The sequence below is a fragment of the Alteromonas oceanisediminis genome, assembly GCF_018474025.1.
Taxonomy (GTDB): Bacteria; Pseudomonadota; Gammaproteobacteria; order Enterobacterales; family Alteromonadaceae; genus Alteromonas_E; species Alteromonas_E oceanisediminis.
Window position 1 is genome coordinate 341,120 of record NZ_JAHCTA010000001.1, and the last position, 16,382, is coordinate 357,501.

General features: G+C 50.1%; 16 protein-coding genes. 5 read left to right on the forward strand and 11 right to left on the reverse strand.

The features are described 5' to 3' along the window. Positions 1-40: 40 nt before the first annotated feature. The 4 genes from KIU71_RS01590 (at position 41) to hemW (ending at position 4,248) form a co-directional block, all read left to right on the forward strand. Positions 41-1,150, forward strand: a complete 1,110-nt coding sequence (locus KIU71_RS01590; protein ID WP_214129409.1) for a hypothetical protein — start codon at positions 41-43, stop codon at positions 1,148-1,150. A 62-nt stretch (positions 1,151-1,212) separates the two neighbouring features. After that, complete coding sequence (gene srmB, locus KIU71_RS01595) at positions 1,213-2,475, forward strand: ATP-dependent RNA helicase SrmB (RefSeq protein WP_214129711.1); 1,263 nt, start codon at positions 1,213-1,215, stop codon at positions 2,473-2,475. A gap of 1 nt (position 2,476) precedes the next feature. Beyond that, positions 2,477-3,094 carry an RdgB/HAM1 family non-canonical purine NTP pyrophosphatase gene (rdgB, locus tag KIU71_RS01600; RefSeq protein ID WP_214129410.1) on the forward strand — a complete coding sequence of 206 codons (618 nt, stop codon included), beginning with the start codon at positions 2,477-2,479 and terminating at the stop codon, positions 3,092-3,094. A 2-nt stretch (positions 3,095-3,096) separates the two neighbouring features. Then, positions 3,097-4,248: a radical SAM family heme chaperone HemW gene (gene hemW / locus KIU71_RS01605; RefSeq protein WP_214129411.1), complete on the forward strand. Its 1,152-nt coding sequence runs from the start codon at positions 3,097-3,099 to the stop codon at positions 4,246-4,248. Positions 4,249-4,454: 206 nt separating this feature from the next. Here hemW and KIU71_RS01610 read toward each other — a convergent pair whose 3' ends face one another. The 11 genes from KIU71_RS01610 to KIU71_RS01660 form a co-directional block, all read right to left on the reverse strand. Beyond that, complete coding sequence (locus KIU71_RS01610) at positions 4,455-5,234, reverse strand: DUF2884 family protein (protein WP_214129412.1); 780 nt, start codon at positions 5,232-5,234, stop codon at positions 4,455-4,457. Positions 5,235-5,293: 59 nt separating this feature from the next. Then, positions 5,294-5,800, reverse strand: coding sequence for a DUF2937 family protein (locus tag KIU71_RS01615; RefSeq protein WP_214129413.1), 507 nt, complete (start codon positions 5,798-5,800; stop codon positions 5,294-5,296). Between the two features lie 9 nt (positions 5,801-5,809). Beyond that, complete coding sequence (locus KIU71_RS01620; protein ID WP_214129414.1) at positions 5,810-6,346, reverse strand: Lcl C-terminal domain-containing protein; 537 nt, start codon at positions 6,344-6,346, stop codon at positions 5,810-5,812. Further along, positions 6,346-8,052 carry an Lcl C-terminal domain-containing protein gene (locus tag KIU71_RS01625; RefSeq protein WP_250207179.1) on the reverse strand — a complete coding sequence of 569 codons (1,707 nt, stop codon included), beginning with the start codon at positions 8,050-8,052 and terminating at the stop codon, positions 6,346-6,348. The genes KIU71_RS01620 and KIU71_RS01625 overlap by 1 nt, the downstream gene beginning before the upstream one ends. Before the next feature lie 63 nt (positions 8,053-8,115). Beyond that, positions 8,116-8,601, reverse strand: coding sequence for a PAS domain-containing protein (locus KIU71_RS01630; RefSeq protein WP_214129415.1), 486 nt, complete (start codon positions 8,599-8,601; stop codon positions 8,116-8,118). Between the two features lie 2 nt (positions 8,602-8,603). After that, positions 8,604-9,593: a response regulator gene (locus tag KIU71_RS01635; protein WP_214129416.1), complete on the reverse strand. Its 990-nt coding sequence runs from the start codon at positions 9,591-9,593 to the stop codon at positions 8,604-8,606. A 133-nt stretch (positions 9,594-9,726) separates the two neighbouring features. Beyond that, a complete protein-coding gene (locus tag KIU71_RS01640; RefSeq protein WP_214129417.1) occupies positions 9,727-10,419 on the reverse strand; it encodes an LrgB family protein in 693 nt (230 codons plus the stop codon). Continuing rightward, positions 10,406-10,804 carry a CidA/LrgA family protein gene (locus KIU71_RS01645; RefSeq protein ID WP_214129418.1) on the reverse strand — a complete coding sequence of 133 codons (399 nt, stop codon included), beginning with the start codon at positions 10,802-10,804 and terminating at the stop codon, positions 10,406-10,408. Before KIU71_RS01645 ends, KIU71_RS01640 begins: the two co-directional genes overlap by 14 nt. A gap of 285 nt (positions 10,805-11,089) precedes the next feature. Further along, positions 11,090-11,419: a hypothetical protein gene (locus KIU71_RS01650; RefSeq protein WP_214129419.1), complete on the reverse strand. Its 330-nt coding sequence runs from the start codon at positions 11,417-11,419 to the stop codon at positions 11,090-11,092. A gap of 92 nt (positions 11,420-11,511) precedes the next feature. Then, positions 11,512-12,624: a methanobactin export MATE transporter MbnM gene (locus tag KIU71_RS01655; RefSeq protein ID WP_214129420.1), complete on the reverse strand. Its 1,113-nt coding sequence runs from the start codon at positions 12,622-12,624 to the stop codon at positions 11,512-11,514. Continuing rightward, entirely contained in the window at positions 12,615-13,466 is an 852-nt protein-coding gene (locus tag KIU71_RS01660; RefSeq protein ID WP_214129421.1) for an MbnP family copper-binding protein, read from the reverse strand. Before KIU71_RS01660 ends, KIU71_RS01655 begins: the two co-directional genes overlap by 10 nt. 56 nt (positions 13,467-13,522) lie before the next feature. Between KIU71_RS01660 and KIU71_RS01665 the strand changes: the two genes are divergently transcribed. Continuing rightward, the gene (locus tag KIU71_RS01665; protein ID WP_214129422.1) at positions 13,523-16,306 is read left to right on the forward strand and encodes a choice-of-anchor B family protein; all 2,784 of its coding nucleotides are present in this window, start codon (positions 13,523-13,525) and stop codon (positions 16,304-16,306) included. Positions 16,307-16,382 lie beyond the last annotated feature (76 nt).

Below are 16,382 nucleotides of genomic sequence, written 5' to 3' on the forward strand. Positions count from 1 at the left end.
ACACTGACAAAAGTTTTTCAGGATTCAGGGAAGCGCTTTTTTGCAAACGTATTTAGTCGGTGGTGCGGTACGAGATCAATTATTGGATCGCCCCGTGACCGAGCGTGACTATGTGGTGGTTGGCGCGACAGAAACGCAAATGCTCGAAATGGGATTTACTCGGGTGGGAAAGGATTTTCCCGTGTTTTTACATCCACAGACAAAAGAAGAGTATGCGCTAGCGCGCACAGAACGCAAAAAAGGCCATGGATACCATGGGTTTGAATGCCATGCAGCGCCAGATGTCACGCTTGAACAGGATTTGCAGCGTCGTGATTTGACCATCAACGCAATGGCGATGGATGAGCGTGGCCAGCTTATTGATCCCTACGGTGGTCAGTCGGATTTAGAAGCGCGCGTTTTTCGTCACGTTTCCAACGCTTTCAGCGAAGATCCATTACGCGTTTTTCGCGTTGCCCGTTTTATGGCGCGCTATAAAGGTTATGGCTTCACTCTGGCCGCTGAGACACTGGCACTCATGCGTAACATGGCGGTTGAAGCGGAAATAAAAGCCATCGCGGCTGAACGCGTGTGGCAGGAAACAGCGCGCGCACTGATGGAGCCGCACCCTTTCACCTATTTCGATGTACTGGCGCAGACAGATTGTCTGGCATTTTGGTTTCCGGGCTGGCGCAGTGCTAATGCAGAAAAGGCCGCAAAGATTGAAGCGCAATTTACGTCATTCAAAGCCACCTTACCCCAACGGTTTGCGTGTATGTCGTACGTGCTACAGCAGTATGAAGACTCTGCGTCTTTGATCAGCGAAATGCTGCGCATACCCAATGATTGCGCCTGGTTAGCTCGCGCTCTGCAGCAAGAAGCCCGCTGTTGGCTGGATGACACTGAAACAAGCGCAGAGAACGTGCTTCAATCGTTCAATCGCATAGACCTCTGGCGACGACAAACCCGTTTGGATGACCTTCTTCACTGTTTGACGATGCTGCAGCCAGACGCGGCGAATCGCTTGCGTGATATCCAAAAAGCAGCGCACGCCGCTGCAGCGGTTGATGTACAACACATTATTCAACAAGGGTTTAGTGGGGCGCACATTAAGCCTGAGTTGGAAAAAGCTCGATTAAAAGCTATTCAGACGCAACTCAAGGCGAATTAGATAACCTATTTTTGCTCAGCAGATGATATCATTCGCGCATGAATGCACCACTACCCACTGCTATGTTTGAAGAGTTAGATCTTGACGACGCGCTATGTGCCGCGCTTGCCACTATGGGGCTGAACAAGCCAACATCGATCCAGTCACTGGCCATCCCAGAAGCGATGAATGGCCGCGATGTGCTTGCCTCCGCGCCCACCGGTACAGGGAAAACTCTGGCGTTTTTGCTACCGGCCTGTCAGTACCTGTTGGATTATCCGCGCAAACAGCCTGGTGCTACGCGGATATTGATTTTATCTCCTACTCGCGAACTGGCGCTGCAAATCTATCAGCAGGCGCAAGCGGTGACACAACACACCGATTTAGTGTGCGGCGTGATCACAGGCGGGATCAACTACGGCACGGATCGCGAAACGCTAAGCCAAAATCTGGACATATTAGTGGCTACACCGGGCCGACTGTTTGAGCACATAGAAAAGGAAAGCGCCGAGTGCCGTGATATTGAATGGCTCGTGCTGGATGAAGCCGATCGAATGCTCGACATGGGTTTTTCAGCCATCGTCAATCAGATTGCTGCTGAAGCACGATGGCGTAAGCAGACACTGCTGTTTTCAGCGACGCTGGAAGGTGGCGGGATCCGCCGATTCGCAGATTCGTTGCTAAACGAGCCTGTTGAACTTGATGCGTCGCCCTCGCGCAAAGAAAAAGCAAAAATATTGCAGTGGTATCACCTTGCCGATAGCGCTGAACACAAGTACGCATTGCTGAAACACATTCTCGCCGAACAAATCACCACCGCCATCGTATTTGTTAAAACCCGTGAGCGATTGCAGCAAATTAAAGACATGCTAACGCGTGATGGTTTTCAAGTTGCGTGGCTGCAAGGCGAAATGCCGCAAGACCGTCGCAACGCAGCAATGGCGCAATTTAAATCAGGGCAAGTTCCTATTTTGGTCGCAACCGATGTTGCTGCGCGCGGCATTGACGTCCCCAATGTAAGCCACGTGATTAATTTCGACATGCCTCGCAAAGCCGATGTTTACCTACACCGGATTGGCCGCACCGGTCGAGCAGGTGCGAAGGGCATCGCAATTTCGCTCATCGAAGCGCATGATTTTTCCATGGTCGGCAAAGTTGCCCGATATACCAAAGAGTCGTTCAAGGCTCGCGTTATTGAAGAGCTGCGGCCGAAACATAAAGCGCCAGCGTTAATTAAAAAGCCTAAGTCTAAAGTGAAGAAGAAAATGACGGCCAAAGCCAAAAAACGTTCGGCCAAAAAGGTCAAAGGCAAAACGCGCGGCAAGAGCCCAAAACAGGACCAATGAAATGACCGCATCATTGAATAAACTGGTTCTGGCCACCGGCAACTCAGGCAAGGTCAAAGAATTTACTCAGTTGTTTGCTGAACATCAGATTTCGATCGTGCCGCAAACTGAGCTGAAAGTGGATTCGGTGCCTGAAACGGGCACGACCTTTGTTGAAAATGCCATCATCAAAGCACGCCATGCAGCAGCTCAAACGGGTTTACCCGCCATCGCTGATGATTCGGGTTTGGTTGTCGATGCATTAGGTGGCGCACCAGGCATCTACTCTTCGCGGTACGCGTTGGATGATGCTGGCGAACAGGTCACCGATGAAGACAATATTAACAAGTTGTTGCGCGCACTTAATGGCAACCCACAGCGAACTGCCCATTTTTATTGCTGTTTGGTGTTTATGCGGCATGCAGACGATCCCGTGCCGCTGATTTGCGAAGGTCGTTGGTACGGTGAAATTGCCACGGAGCGCAGTGGTATGGAGGGGTTCGGTTATGATCCTGTGTTCTATGTGCCGCAAAGCGGTACGACGGCTGCGCAAATGAGTAAGCTAGAAAAGAACAGCATCAGCCACCGCGGAAAAGCACTCTCTGCTTTGGTTCCCCGTATTGCCGCATTAAAAGCCTGACAATGCTTGCCCCTTCTTTATCACTTTATGTGCATATTCCCTGGTGTGTGCAAAAGTGCCCTTATTGCGACTTCAACTCACACACGCTCAAAAGTGGCTTGCCTGAAAAAGAATACGTTGCACATTTGCTGGATGACTTAGCCGTCGATGCCGCCAGGGTCAAGGGCCGAGAAGTCACCAGCATCTTTATCGGCGGCGGCACACCCAGCCTCTTTTCCGCGGGATCCATTGAGACATTGTTGCGCGGCATCCGAGAGCGCATCGCGCTTCACGCACAGGCAGAAATCACATTGGAAGCAAACCCGGGTACGGTCGAAAGTGAGCGGTTCATCGGCTTTAAGCAAGCTGGTGTTAATCGCATATCAATGGGCGTACAAAGCTTTCAGCAGCAGCATTTATCGGCGTTGGGGCGGATACACGACAGCCAACAAGCATTGAATGCAGCGCACTACGCCAAGCAGGCTAAATTGCGTTCCTTTAATATGGATTTGATGCACGGCTTACCACAGCAATCCGTGCAAAATGCACTGGATGATTTAGACAACGCCATTGCTCAACACCCGCCGCATTTAAGCTGGTATCAACTTACGTTGGAACCTAATACGCCGTTTTATTCAAAGCCACCTGCACTGCCTGATGATGATGTCCTATGGGAGATCCAGCAGTCCGGCCATCAACGGTTAACGGCTGCGGGCTATCACCAATACGAAATTTCCGGCTACGCCAAGCTCGGTCATGAATGCCAGCATAACCTTAACTACTGGCGATTTGGCGATTACCTTGGCATTGGCTGTGGAGCGCACGGCAAAATCACTGATACGAAGACAGGCTCTATCCACCGCACGGTCAAAGTGAAGCATCCTCGTGGCTACATGCAATTGGGGAGAGACTATCTCGATTCAGCAACACCGGTGGCGACTGATGACTTACCCTTTGAGTTTTTCATGAACCGGTTCCGTCTTACTGAGCCTTGCCCTATCGAGTCTTTGGAACAACTGACCGGTATCGCAGCTGCGTCAAAACAGATGAGCGTTATCGATAAATCACTTCAAAGCAGTATTCAAAAAGGGTTGCTCACACAGACATCAAGTCACTGGCAAGTCACCGCGCTAGGCCGACGTTATCTCAATACCCTGCTTGAGCATTTTGTTTAAAGTGAGTTGACTTTATACCGTTTCGATTTTTCCAGCATCGCATCTGCAATATCAAAGAGTTGTGAAGTAATTAATCTAAAATCGGGATAAGCAACTCCGCCCAGCAGCGATATAATAAAAAAATGCGCTAAAACAACTCGCTTTCATTCTATAGCGGTGAAGCACTGTGTCTAAGGTAGGTTATAGCCAGTGCGCCGGATATAAAGCTAATCGTTCTCGACAATTACGTCAAAGCGACTAAAGGCTGGAATGGTATTGTGCAGCTTTTCTTCAACACGGTTTAGATCTTCGATTTTTGCACAAAACCACTTGGCTTTATCACGCAGATTGTTGGCCCGCGAACCAACGTCATTGTCGAGTGTGACAGACATTTGCTCTAGCCGTTCAGAGAGCGCTTGCATACGCTCTTCGGTGTTACCGTCAGCGCTGTTTAAGCCACCAATAACTGACAATATCCCGCCCAGCGACGTGCTGATCGCTTCGCCTAGTTGGGCCTCGATTTGCTGGTCAACAAAGTCATCAACCTGTTCTAACGAGCCGGGACCGATAAAGTAGTGATTACTGGCGTGGCGAAAATTGTCGCGAACTTCATCACGCGCCCGATCCATGGCTTTTTGCAGTTTTTCATAGCTACCATGTTCTGCGCCGACGATCCCCTGATAGACTTGATCAATAGTGTCAATGGCGAGCTCGATGCCTTCAGTGGCCATGATGATCATCTTGGGCACAACATAATGAAGCCCTTCGGCATATTCTTTCAGCAATAGCTCCTGCTGGGTGTCTAATGGGACCAGCCGCCCACCAATAAACAACTGCTTTTCATTGTTAATTTGCAGAACGGTGCGCGATTCCTCCATCACACGGATATGGCTGTTATTAACCACCAAACCGTAGTTGAAATCGATAGTACAGCGCATACCCGCGCTGGCCGAATACGGCAAGGCGATGAGTAATACGATTAAAATAGCAAGAGTACGCAGTTTCATACGCGAAGTGTCGTGCTTCGGCGCTAAATTGCAATAGCGGATAAGACCAGAAAACAAAATTAATCGCTAACTGACTGCCGACCTGCTTTGCGATGCCGTGGGTGAAACAATTGATACAATAATAGACTGATGCTTAATGCGACGCCCGCCGCTAAGGCGACATCGGTCACGTTGATTGGAATACCTGGCCTGAAATTTTTTAATACGTCGGCAAGGCGGTCATATTGTGAGGGCGACGCTAAGAATACTAAGCGGTTAAAATAGTGTCCGTTTTTCAAGCGCTCAATATCAGCAGCAATCGCCGCATGTTCGGCTAACAGTCTGCGCTTATCCGCAGCATCGTTACGCACAACGGCTTCAGTGTTGCGCTCCAGCGCGACAATCAGAGCCTCGACAGAGGGGTAATTATTCTCAGCCGCCAGCGCTTCAAAGCGCTTAACCTGAGTTTGTGTGGCTGCATAGTAGCCTGACAAATACTGCAAGTAATGTTCGGATAAAATTGGTACTTGCAAGCACGCTAATAGCAAAATACCGAAAATCAGACGTTCAACGGCGGCAGAAATCATAGGGTTTGATTACTCATCAGCTAAAGCAGTTCTTACCAGTCTAACAAAAACAAAACGCTGTTTGTCTTTAATCGAATTGCTACTGTTGAAATAAGCAACAACCCAGGCTCGCTCGGCGTCAGTAACCGCTGGAGTAGACGTCCAAAAATCATCGGGTGGTGTATTAGGAAACACATCGGTGTTAATTGCAGGGCGAACACAACTGCGCTCTGTTAGCGTTGCCAACTCCTTGATATTCGGTAATCGCCAACCCTGCGTATCATCAAAACGATAGCCATGCGCTAGTTGCAGCGCTTGCTCCCATGTCATCTGCTGAGCATCACCACTGCACTGCGTTCCATCATAAGTTTGACCTATTGCACAGCGCATCCACACCAATCCAGTGCGCAGATGTTTAACCTGATTATCACTGATCGATTCAAACTCAGCGGAGGGCGTTGTCGGTTCGATGTTCGACAAGCAGGTTTGTGCAAACACGCTGCTGGAAACACTCAGCACGCCAAGCAAACAAAACCGCAGAAGTGCCTTGTGATAGCATCGGTTCATTAGGGTCTCCCCGCGCGGATCAGACGGACTCTGGCAGCCGTTGATTTGTTCAAAAAGTTATCCAGCCCTGTATCGAAGTCAATTGCCCATGCACTGCGCGCCATATCATTTTGCACACCATCCGCATTAGGTTGTGCTGTCCAATACCAAAGAGGACCTTGTGCATTTTGCGAGGGCTGAGTAAACGGAAAGTAATCCGGGTCGACCGCAGGCGACGTCATACGCCCAAAGTGAACGATGGATAGGAGTTCATCGTGCGTTGGTAAGCGCCAGTCAAAAAACCCGCACAAGCCCTCTTCATTAACGGCTTGAACGTACGCTTCAGTATTGCACTGTGTTAAACTGCACTGTGTGCCTACGCCATTGGCGTCGCCCGAAAAGCCGCCATTGTTGGCGCTTTGGAACCATGAATAAGTGTATTCGCTGGAGTGCAAGTCAGCACCTGAGGTTTTAATTTCCCACACGTACCCAGTCACATTGTCACGCACGCAGCGCCACGGTAAGTTCACGTTATCGACTTCATCACCGTTCTGGTTAAGGCGCGTGAAATCGAACCCCTGCGCACCGCGCCCGGCCTTCTCTAACAATCCATTCGCAGCAATACGGTCTTGCCCGCGCTGTGCATCTTGGCCAGGGTAATCATTGCGGTGTTGGCTGGTTAATATGACATCCGTTGCCTGCTGCACAACCCCGGTGTCATTTAGCGTCACCAACGGCTGCTGGCGCACATTCACAGTCATACTGTCTTGCACCTGATTGCCATTCGCATCTCGCACCGCCAAGGTAAATTGTATGGTGCTGGGATTGCTTACATGGGGTGCCACAGCAAATGTTTGCAATGCATTTCCTTGCGAAATAACCGCCGAGCTGGAGCCTGCACTCGTCCATCGCACGGCTAAAGGCAGCGCGTCGGGAACCGTCGTTTCTGCCTGACCGTCGAGTAGAATAGACTCACCACTAAACACAAAATGATCCACACCGGCATTAACGGTAGGCAAGGTCTCACTTGCGCTTTGAACCGTGAAACTGATCTCTCGGCTTCCCTCGGCTTGCTCAGTATCAGTCACCGTCAACGCAAAGCGCAGCGTTTGCGCGTTATCGGTGATGGGCGTTGTAAAGGTTAACTGCGCCGTGTTGCGCGGCACGCCACTGAGTACCGCATCACCGGCAAGCTGTTGCCATTGATAGGCAAGCGCAGCGTCTTGCTCGGTGCTATCAGGGTCGATACTGCCGCTACCGTCCAACGTCACCGTAACGCCTGCCGGATAGAGCCCCGCTGCAAGATTGGGCCAAGCAGTCAGTTGGATATCTGCAATGGGCGCGTCGTTGACAGGCTCAACGGTGATCACCACCTGATCCGTAGCAGTGCGCCCTTCAGCATCGGTGACGCGCAGCGTAAATGTATAACTTTGTTGATCGGCTACTGTGGGGGCAACAAAGGTTGCCGCTGCCGCAGCGGTATCAGGATGGTCGATAGTCACAATCGGTGACGCAGACCAAGAATAAACCAACGACGCGGATTCTGATTGAACCTGCCCATTCAGCGACACCGTGGTTTGTTCGACCACGGTTTGGTCCAGACCAGCGTTCACTGCCAGTGCTGGCGACGAGTCATCGCCTCCTCCGCCGCCTCCGCAAGAAAACAACGTGGTAACAACAACCAACAGTATCAGGCGATAGGCGGTGTGGGTAAAAGACATTCGCATAAATGGATAGACTGCTTTAACAACAAAATTCTACGAGGAAATTAGCAAAGGTTACGCCAATGTTTAACGCGAGCGCTCTTTCGCTTCTGATACGCTGACTTGCAACGATTCAAACTCTTTTTTCCCGGCTGCCACATCAGTCACGTCGTAGATCATCATGCTGATGTTATCGACCTGCCCGGTTGCTGATACTAACGGCGCCAGCGTGATATTTTGATACATAAAATCTTCACCACCGGTAATCGGGCGATAATTAGGAAACTTAAACAGGTAAGGGCGCTGTTCCCACGTCATGAAGGCACGCGTGCGTAACTCGAATACCGGTTTCGACTTTTGCGCGAACCAAGCTTGTTCAATCTTGGGGTATAATGAAAACAAGGTTTTATCACGCACATCGCTGGGCAACAAGCCGCTGTGACTTTCCATAAAACCATTCCAAACCTTTATTTTGAATTCGCGATCCAGCACGACGATGCCAACATCAACGGTTTGCAACATGTCCATCATCCAATGAAACTCAAGTAAGTCGTCCAGCGCCGCATTCGTCATGTTTAATCCTCAAGCAAGTGAGCAAGTTTGGAATTCATGGTTTCCATCGATTCCTCAGTAAACAGCAGCACCAAGTCGCATTGAACATTGTAACCTTCAAGACCATAACTTAACTCTATCGCCAATGTGCGTTTCCACTTAAGCTTATTTGCATCGATAATATCTGACACGCTTCGATGCTGACCGAGCACCACCGGATGCCCTTGGCTGAACATTAAGTCCATCTGGTTGGCTAACCCTGCCAAGCAGGTGCCAATTAACAAACTGGCTGCGTCCATTAATACTTCGAGCTGTAATTGATCATCAACATCACCGCTTATTTCCAATATTTTCGCAAAGTCGCCAAAACTGGAGTCCGATAGAATACACAACGCCTCACCACTCACACCGGGGCCTAAAAAGCCCTGACAGACCGCGGAAACCTGCTCATGGGTCTCGATATCAGACAGCATCATGTGCAGCTCAGACACTTCAATAAGATTGACATTTGGAATGGGGAGTTCGACGAATACGTTCATGATACGGGCCAGATGGTCTCCAGCCTGACCCATAGCAATGTTGGTGATCTCCTGATAGCAGTCTCGAATATCGGGATCGAGTTCGGGTGCAGCTTCCTCTGCCGCCTTATCGCCAATAATACCGTGTGTGGTGAGTGCTTGCTGTAACACCGCCGCGTTAACCGGCTTCTTGATGAAATCCACTGCACCCAACTTTTTGACACGCTCGTGCGCTTCCGGCTGGATGTCACCCGATATCACGATGACTTGGGTGTTTAACTCATGTTCGTTAATCGCTCGAAGCGTCTCATAACCGTCTTTCACCGGCATATTGAGGTCAAGCAGTAGCAGTTGCCCTTTGCCCGACTGCAAAGCTTCAATAGCCTCACCACCATGCTTAGCAAAGTGGATCGCCACCTCCCAGTCTTGCGGCAAGCATTTAGCAACCTGCTTACGTGCAACTAATGAGTCGTCACAAATTAAAACGGAAAACATCGCGGGTTGGGTACCTTACTGCTAAGCGACTTGGTTGACTAAAGTATTAGACTAAAGCATTAAATTTGCCAGTCCTTTTAAATTAACGGCATAGTTTGCGTATTCTTTAATCAACAACCAGGGTCTAGATGGCCTAAATAAACAGTAGTGGCAGCACCAGTGCAGTGAACACGCCGTTAACGCACAGCGCTAGAGTTGCCATTGCTGCCGTGGTTTCATGCATGTGTAATGCTGATGACGTTCCCACCGCATGGGCCACGGTGCCCAGAGCCACACCCTGTGCGGTGCGGTTTTGCACCTGTAAAAGTGAAAATACCCATGGCGCGGCAATCGCGCCGACGATCCCGGTAATAATAACGATAGCCGCAGCCAACGCAGGAATACCGCCACTGATCACGGCAACATCTATCGCCAATGGGGTAGTGATAGATTTGACGAGCATGGTCATCTGAAGGGTCTCCGACGCTCCCAGCAAAGCGACCGATGCCCACGCCATTAGCGGAGCCACTACCCCACCGACAAGAATGGGAAACACGACACGCAAACCCAACGCACGGACTATTTGGATTTGCCGAAATAGCGGAATCGCCAACGCAACCGTTGCGGGGCCCAGCAGAAAATCGAGCAGCACGGCGTGCTGTTGATACTCAGCAATGCTGACATCAACCACCTGCAGCACAGCAAACAATATCACCACGGTAACGAGCAATGGGTGTAGCAGCACTAGTGCATGGGTTTTGCGATACAGCGCCATTGCGCCGAGAAATAACACAATAGTGATGCCAGTCCATAGGGCCGCATGAGTAACAACCTCAGCGCTGTTCATGGTGCGCCTCTGAGGCGTTACGTTTCGGCTGGCATCGCTGAGCAACCACGGCCGTGATGGCGAGAGCGACCACCGTGCTGCCCACGACGGACAACAGTAACGCTGGCCATTGCTGCACGATTAATGCGCGAAAGTGCCACGCACCCAGCACCGCAGGAATAAAGAACACTGCCAGATACGACAGCAACGGCTTGGCCGCGTACTCAATAAAGCGCGGAACGTTACCGCAGATAGCACAGGTTAAGAAAAGTAACAAAAGGCCACACAGCGCACCCGGCAAAGGCAGCGGAAGTTTTTCAGCCAGCCAGACACCGCCGAAATAATAGCCAAATAAACTCGCCATACCGGCAACGCCGCGAACAAGATTGCGTAAAAATTCGTTCATCTCGCTACTCTACCTGCTGCAATCAGTGATGAGTAGCCACAAATAAAGAGTATTCATCAAAGTGAATGAAAAAGGGCCGCCTTTTCACCAGCGGCCCGAATAACAGGAAACAATACATAACTACGCAATATGTACTCATCGGTTCACTACGCCGACACCATTAAGCTAGTGTAAATCGGGCATGATTGTGCCTATTTGTGATAAACGGATCGAGACGTGGTGTCAGGAGGGGGAGAAATTACCATGAGAAAACGCACAGAGCGCTAAGCGCTCCGTGCCACGTCATTAAAAAGCGCTATCCAAATGGATTTTAATGAACAGGGGTGTGCCTACTTTCGAATAGTCAATTTTGTATTCTTTTCCGTTTAGCGTCTGAATGAAAATCAGTGTTTTCTCGTCACCAAACACGTCGCTGAGTGTGACATCAACCAATTCGATGTCCATCATTTTGGCTTCGCGTTTATTGTCCGGAATTTTGCCTTCATACTGTTTGATGCCACGGTGATTGACCAACACGGCTGGCACATCATCACCATTCAAAATCAATAAATCGACTTTTCGAATCTTGTGGATAAGGGTATTTCGGCCACTTACCAAAAACGGTTTTTCCGTCATTATTATTATCTCCAGAAGTATATTTCGCGCTCACTGCGCAAAAGATAGCAAAGAACTTTTACCGATGCACTATCTATAGTGCTGTCGACCGCCTATAACGCGACTTTTGGCGGCAATGTCGGCGCATTGTTTTCTCTTTTCTGCACAAATTCTTCGTCCGTGAGTGACAGTAAAAACTGTTTGAGATCCTGATGCTCTTCAGCGGTAAGCGTAAAGCCTGACACAAATGGGCTCTTCAACGGGCTGTTGATGCCCTCACCTCGCCCGCCTGCCGCATAAAATGCAATGACGGCATCGAGCGACGGCAGCGAGCCGTCATGCATATAGGGCGCACTGAGTTCAATATTGCGTAAGGTGGGTGCCCGAAACTTACCCATATCAGCAGCATTCAGCGTAATTTCAACCAAGCCGGTATCTTCTTGCGGATACGCCCCCTCTCCATCCAGATTGTAAAGGCCAGTATTGTGAAACGGCTGCAAATCAAGTTGCTGAAACGCGTGTTTGCTCGACTGTGTAAAATTGAATCCACCATGACAGTGAAAACACTCAAGCCGCTCTGAAAAAAACAGCTCCATACCGCGTAAGGCAGACTCACTCATGGCATCATCCTGCTGGCGATAGGCATAATCATCAAATGGCGAGTTAAAAGACGTTAAACTACGCACGAAGCTCGCCAATGCCTTAACGACTCGGTCAAAAGTCGCGGCTTCATCACCATAGGCTGCAGCGAATAACTGGCGGTAGTCGTCTGTTTTAAAACGCGCCAGAATGGCCTCTTCATTGCCCGTTATTCCCATTTCAACCGGGTGCTCACCAAATAACGGTACCATTAATTGCTGCTCTATTGTGGTAAAGCCGTTGTGCGCCCACGTGAGCGTGCCGTTATAACCGACATTGACCAATGCCATCGCGTTGCGCCTCACTTTATCGCCCGTTGAACCGTGGCTGTGAGTGCGCGGCTCACTAAACGCATGCGCTGGCATGTGGCAGGTGGAACAGCTCACCGCACCATTGCCCGACAAGGCAGGCTCGAAAAATAGCGCCCGCCCCAACGCGACGGACTCCTCTGTCATTGGATTACTGACCGGAACGTTTGGTGTTGGAAAGCCTTCTGGTATCTGCCACGCATAGGGTGTTGGTGGCTGAGAGCACGCACCGACAAACAGTGCGGCCAGCGTTATCAGTAAAATACGGCTTATTGCCATGTCATTAAACCCGGTGTGTTGATGTTATCCGCGAGAATGCGACAGCTTGTTTCTGCATCACGCTGAAACATGCAGGAGGGCGTTTGGGCGATATCAACATCACGCAGCAGGTGTTTAAGATCAATAGCGAGTGAGGTGCTGGCCAACGGTTTAGTTAACACGACAGTGAATCTATTGGGCATGGCGCACTCTTGTTCAGGGCTGCGCATGCTAGAGGGGCTCTGGCAGCCCACACTGCCTAAATGATATGACCAGTTCTTGCGTTCATCGAGCGCATCCGTGGTCAGATCCAAGCGCAGAAATTTGTGCCCGAAACGCCATGACCAGAACATTTCAGAAATATTTAACGGCGAAGGTTGTGTCAGCGGATTTGCATGATTTTCTTGAAATGGCACCGCCATTGAGAACCGAATTGCCGAAACATTCCGCCAGGCCTGCGGCGAAATCCCCAGCAACAATTGCTGATTGTAGTTATTCGATGTGGGTTCACGATCGCACCCCTGACCGACCCAAATCAACGCCGTTTTTGGCGTTTGCCATTGGTTTTCAAGCAATGCTAAAGGTCGCCAATCAACCTGTTCGGAAAGCTTCACTTCAACATCGGAGATAAACAACGCGAACCGATTTAACGCCCATTCATACCCACCGTGCTTGAAAAAAGCGTTGCACGCCAGCGCGGTTTCGCCATAGTGTAAGTCAATCGGTACCTTGATTGACGCCAATCTTGCCTCCGCATTCGCATCAACTGGGGTATTTTGCGTGCATCCCGCGATAACACACAACACAAAAATGGCTGTCAAAAACCACAGTTTGTATCGGGTTAATTGCTGTCGACTATTCATACACTGTTCAAATCCTGTTATCTTGCTCATCAAATAGGCGTTGCAGGAGCCGCTTTATGCCGCACATATTGATCAATCCTTCCAAAGCTCGTCAACATCTCAGAACACTGGGTGTGATGGTGTTGGTGATGGTGTCTGGAGCGTTGAGCCCTAACCTACACGCCCACAGTGAAAAAGAAAAGGCGCGATTTGTCGCGCAAAACGGTATTGATTCGGGCGCGTGTAACAATCGTTTCCGCCCATGCCGCAGTATCGCTTACGCCGTTCAGCAAGCCAATAAAGGCGATAAAATTTTGGTGGCAGAAGGTACCTACCCGATCACTTCAGAACAAGAATTACTGTATCTGGTGTCTGAACTCCAACCGGTACTCGGCGGATTTAACACCCTAGACAATTATCAGGTACAGCAGCCGAGCCAGTTTAAATCAACACTGACAGGCGTACCTCCAGCCTATGCGGAAACACTCTACAACAAAGGTTTTCACGTGATCGCTGACGGTAAAAATGGGGTCGGTGAGAGCGTTGAAATAAGCCTGAATGCAATCCGGCAAATGAATAGCTCGCACGCTGCCGCCGCCTGCGTTGATGGTCAGTCTGAAGGCTTTGAATGCCGCAATATCTCCATGGTTGCACATGTGCCTTTGTCTGCGCTTCCCACCAACAGCACCTCCGCCAATGATATTTGGGGCCATGTCGATTTAAATGATATGCGCGAGTATGCACTCATTGGCCTGCGCAGAGGCGTTGCGGTACTTGATGTGACCGATGCACAAAACCCGACGGTAGTCGGTTCAGTCTCAGGTCAATCCACTACATGGCGTGACATCAAAGTGTATCAGTACTATTCAACCAGCAGTCAACGCTGGAAAGCCTACGCTTACGCTGGTGCAGATTCGGTGACGGAAGGCCTGACCATCATTGATCTGACTAATTTACCGAACAGTATTTCGCTTGATCGCAGGACCCAAGATGACCGGCTTGCCCACAACGTGTACATCAGCAACGTCGATTACACCACCAATACTGCGCTCACCGGCCGAGATGCCCTGTTACATGTAACCGGCACCAACAATTTTGGTGGTTCGTGGCGCACATTTTCGCTACGAAACCCACAAGCGCCCCATCCCGCTTATCAACTCGACGGGGCTACACGCTTTGATTACACTCACGACGCATCATCATTGTTGATCAACGATGCGCGCGCCACTCGCGATTGCGTGAATGGTTCATCAGACGGCTGCAGCGTTATGCTCGACTTTAACGAAAACGAGCTGCGCTTATGGGATCACACCGAGTCGAACAGCGCCACGGAACTAGGCAGCGAAACCTACCCGAACGCTGCTTACGTTCATTCCGGTTGGTGGAGTGAGGATAAACAGTACGTCATATTGCATGATGAACTGGATGAACAAAATTCTGGCCTAAATACTACGGTTCATTTTTTTGATATCAGCGATCTGAATTCACCTACGCTAGTGGCGTCATGGGAAGGCCCCACTCGCGCGATTGACCACAATGGATTTACACGCGGCAACCGCTATTACATGTCTAACTATGAGCGAGGGTTAACCATTCTGGATATCAGCGATCCGCTAGCCCCAGAAGAAATTGGCTATTTTGATACCTTTCCATCCTCCAACAATCCTTCGTTTAACGGCAATTGGGGGGTCTACCCGTACCTTCCCAGTGGCAATATTCTCGCCAGCGATATTCAGGGTGGTTTGTACATTTTGCGCGATGAAACCCTTGATGAAGATGCAGCGAAAGTGGGTTTTGCTAATACTCAATTCAGTATCAACGAAGGGCAAACCGCGTCATTTGAGGTGGTCAAAAGTGGGAACGGGGCAATGTCTGTCGATTATCATATTATTGAAGGTTCAGCGCGTAGCAACGACTTCGATGCCAGTGCGGGTACGTTAAGTTGGAGCGCCTCAGAGACCGCGCCGAAAACGATTACGATTGAAGCCATTGCCGACAGTGGTGATGAAACTGATGAAGTGTTTTTTGTTCGCCTGAGCAATCCCGTTGGCGGTGCTATTGTGAACAAAGACTCAACCAGTTTCGTGACCATCCCAGCTACGGGGCTGGTTCGTGGCGTGGTTGGGTTTCAGCAGGAAAGTTTAATTGTCAAAGAGACTGACGGAACCATCACTGTTGATGTGGCTCGCACCGGTGGCGCAGATGAGTCGTTAAAGGTGAACTATGCACTAACCAATGGCGAAGCGGTTATTGGTGGCGACATTGAAAGCGCAACAGGCTCACTGCTTTGGGGTGATGGGGACTCTGCGGATAAAACGATTTCACTGACGCTGATAGATGATACTGAATCAGAACCGAACGAATCGATAACTTTGGCGCTTTCTGCTTCCAACACGGCTCTGCTAAGCGGCGATAATCAACTGACACTGACCATTCGCGATGATGAGTCTAACCAGCCCCCCACGGCGAATGCTGGTAACGATTTACAGGTCAATACGCGCCAGTCAGTGACTTTAGTCGGCAGCGCCAGTGATGCCGAAAGTGATGTTGAAGTTAGCTGGGCGCAAACTTCAGGTCCTTCGGTCACGCTCAATTTCTCTGACACCGACGCGCCCACCTTTACGGCGCCCAACAGCGCGTCAATGCTGATATTCGAACTGACCGTGACGGATGATTTTGGTCTCACCGCCACTGATACCGCCACTGTGACCGTTAATGCACCAGTGAGCGACAACGCCAGCAATAACTCCAGTAGCGGTGGCGGCGCACTAAATATGCTGAGCATGTTGTGGGTAATGCTCATTTTAGCCATCAGGCAGTACCGATGCACAAGTATCCTGCGCGCCGCCCAGCGTGATTGAGCAACCCAGCCGATTAAAGGCGGTTAAAAATCACTCGCTTCGCTATAAGCGAGTGATCGAAGGGATGACATCACAA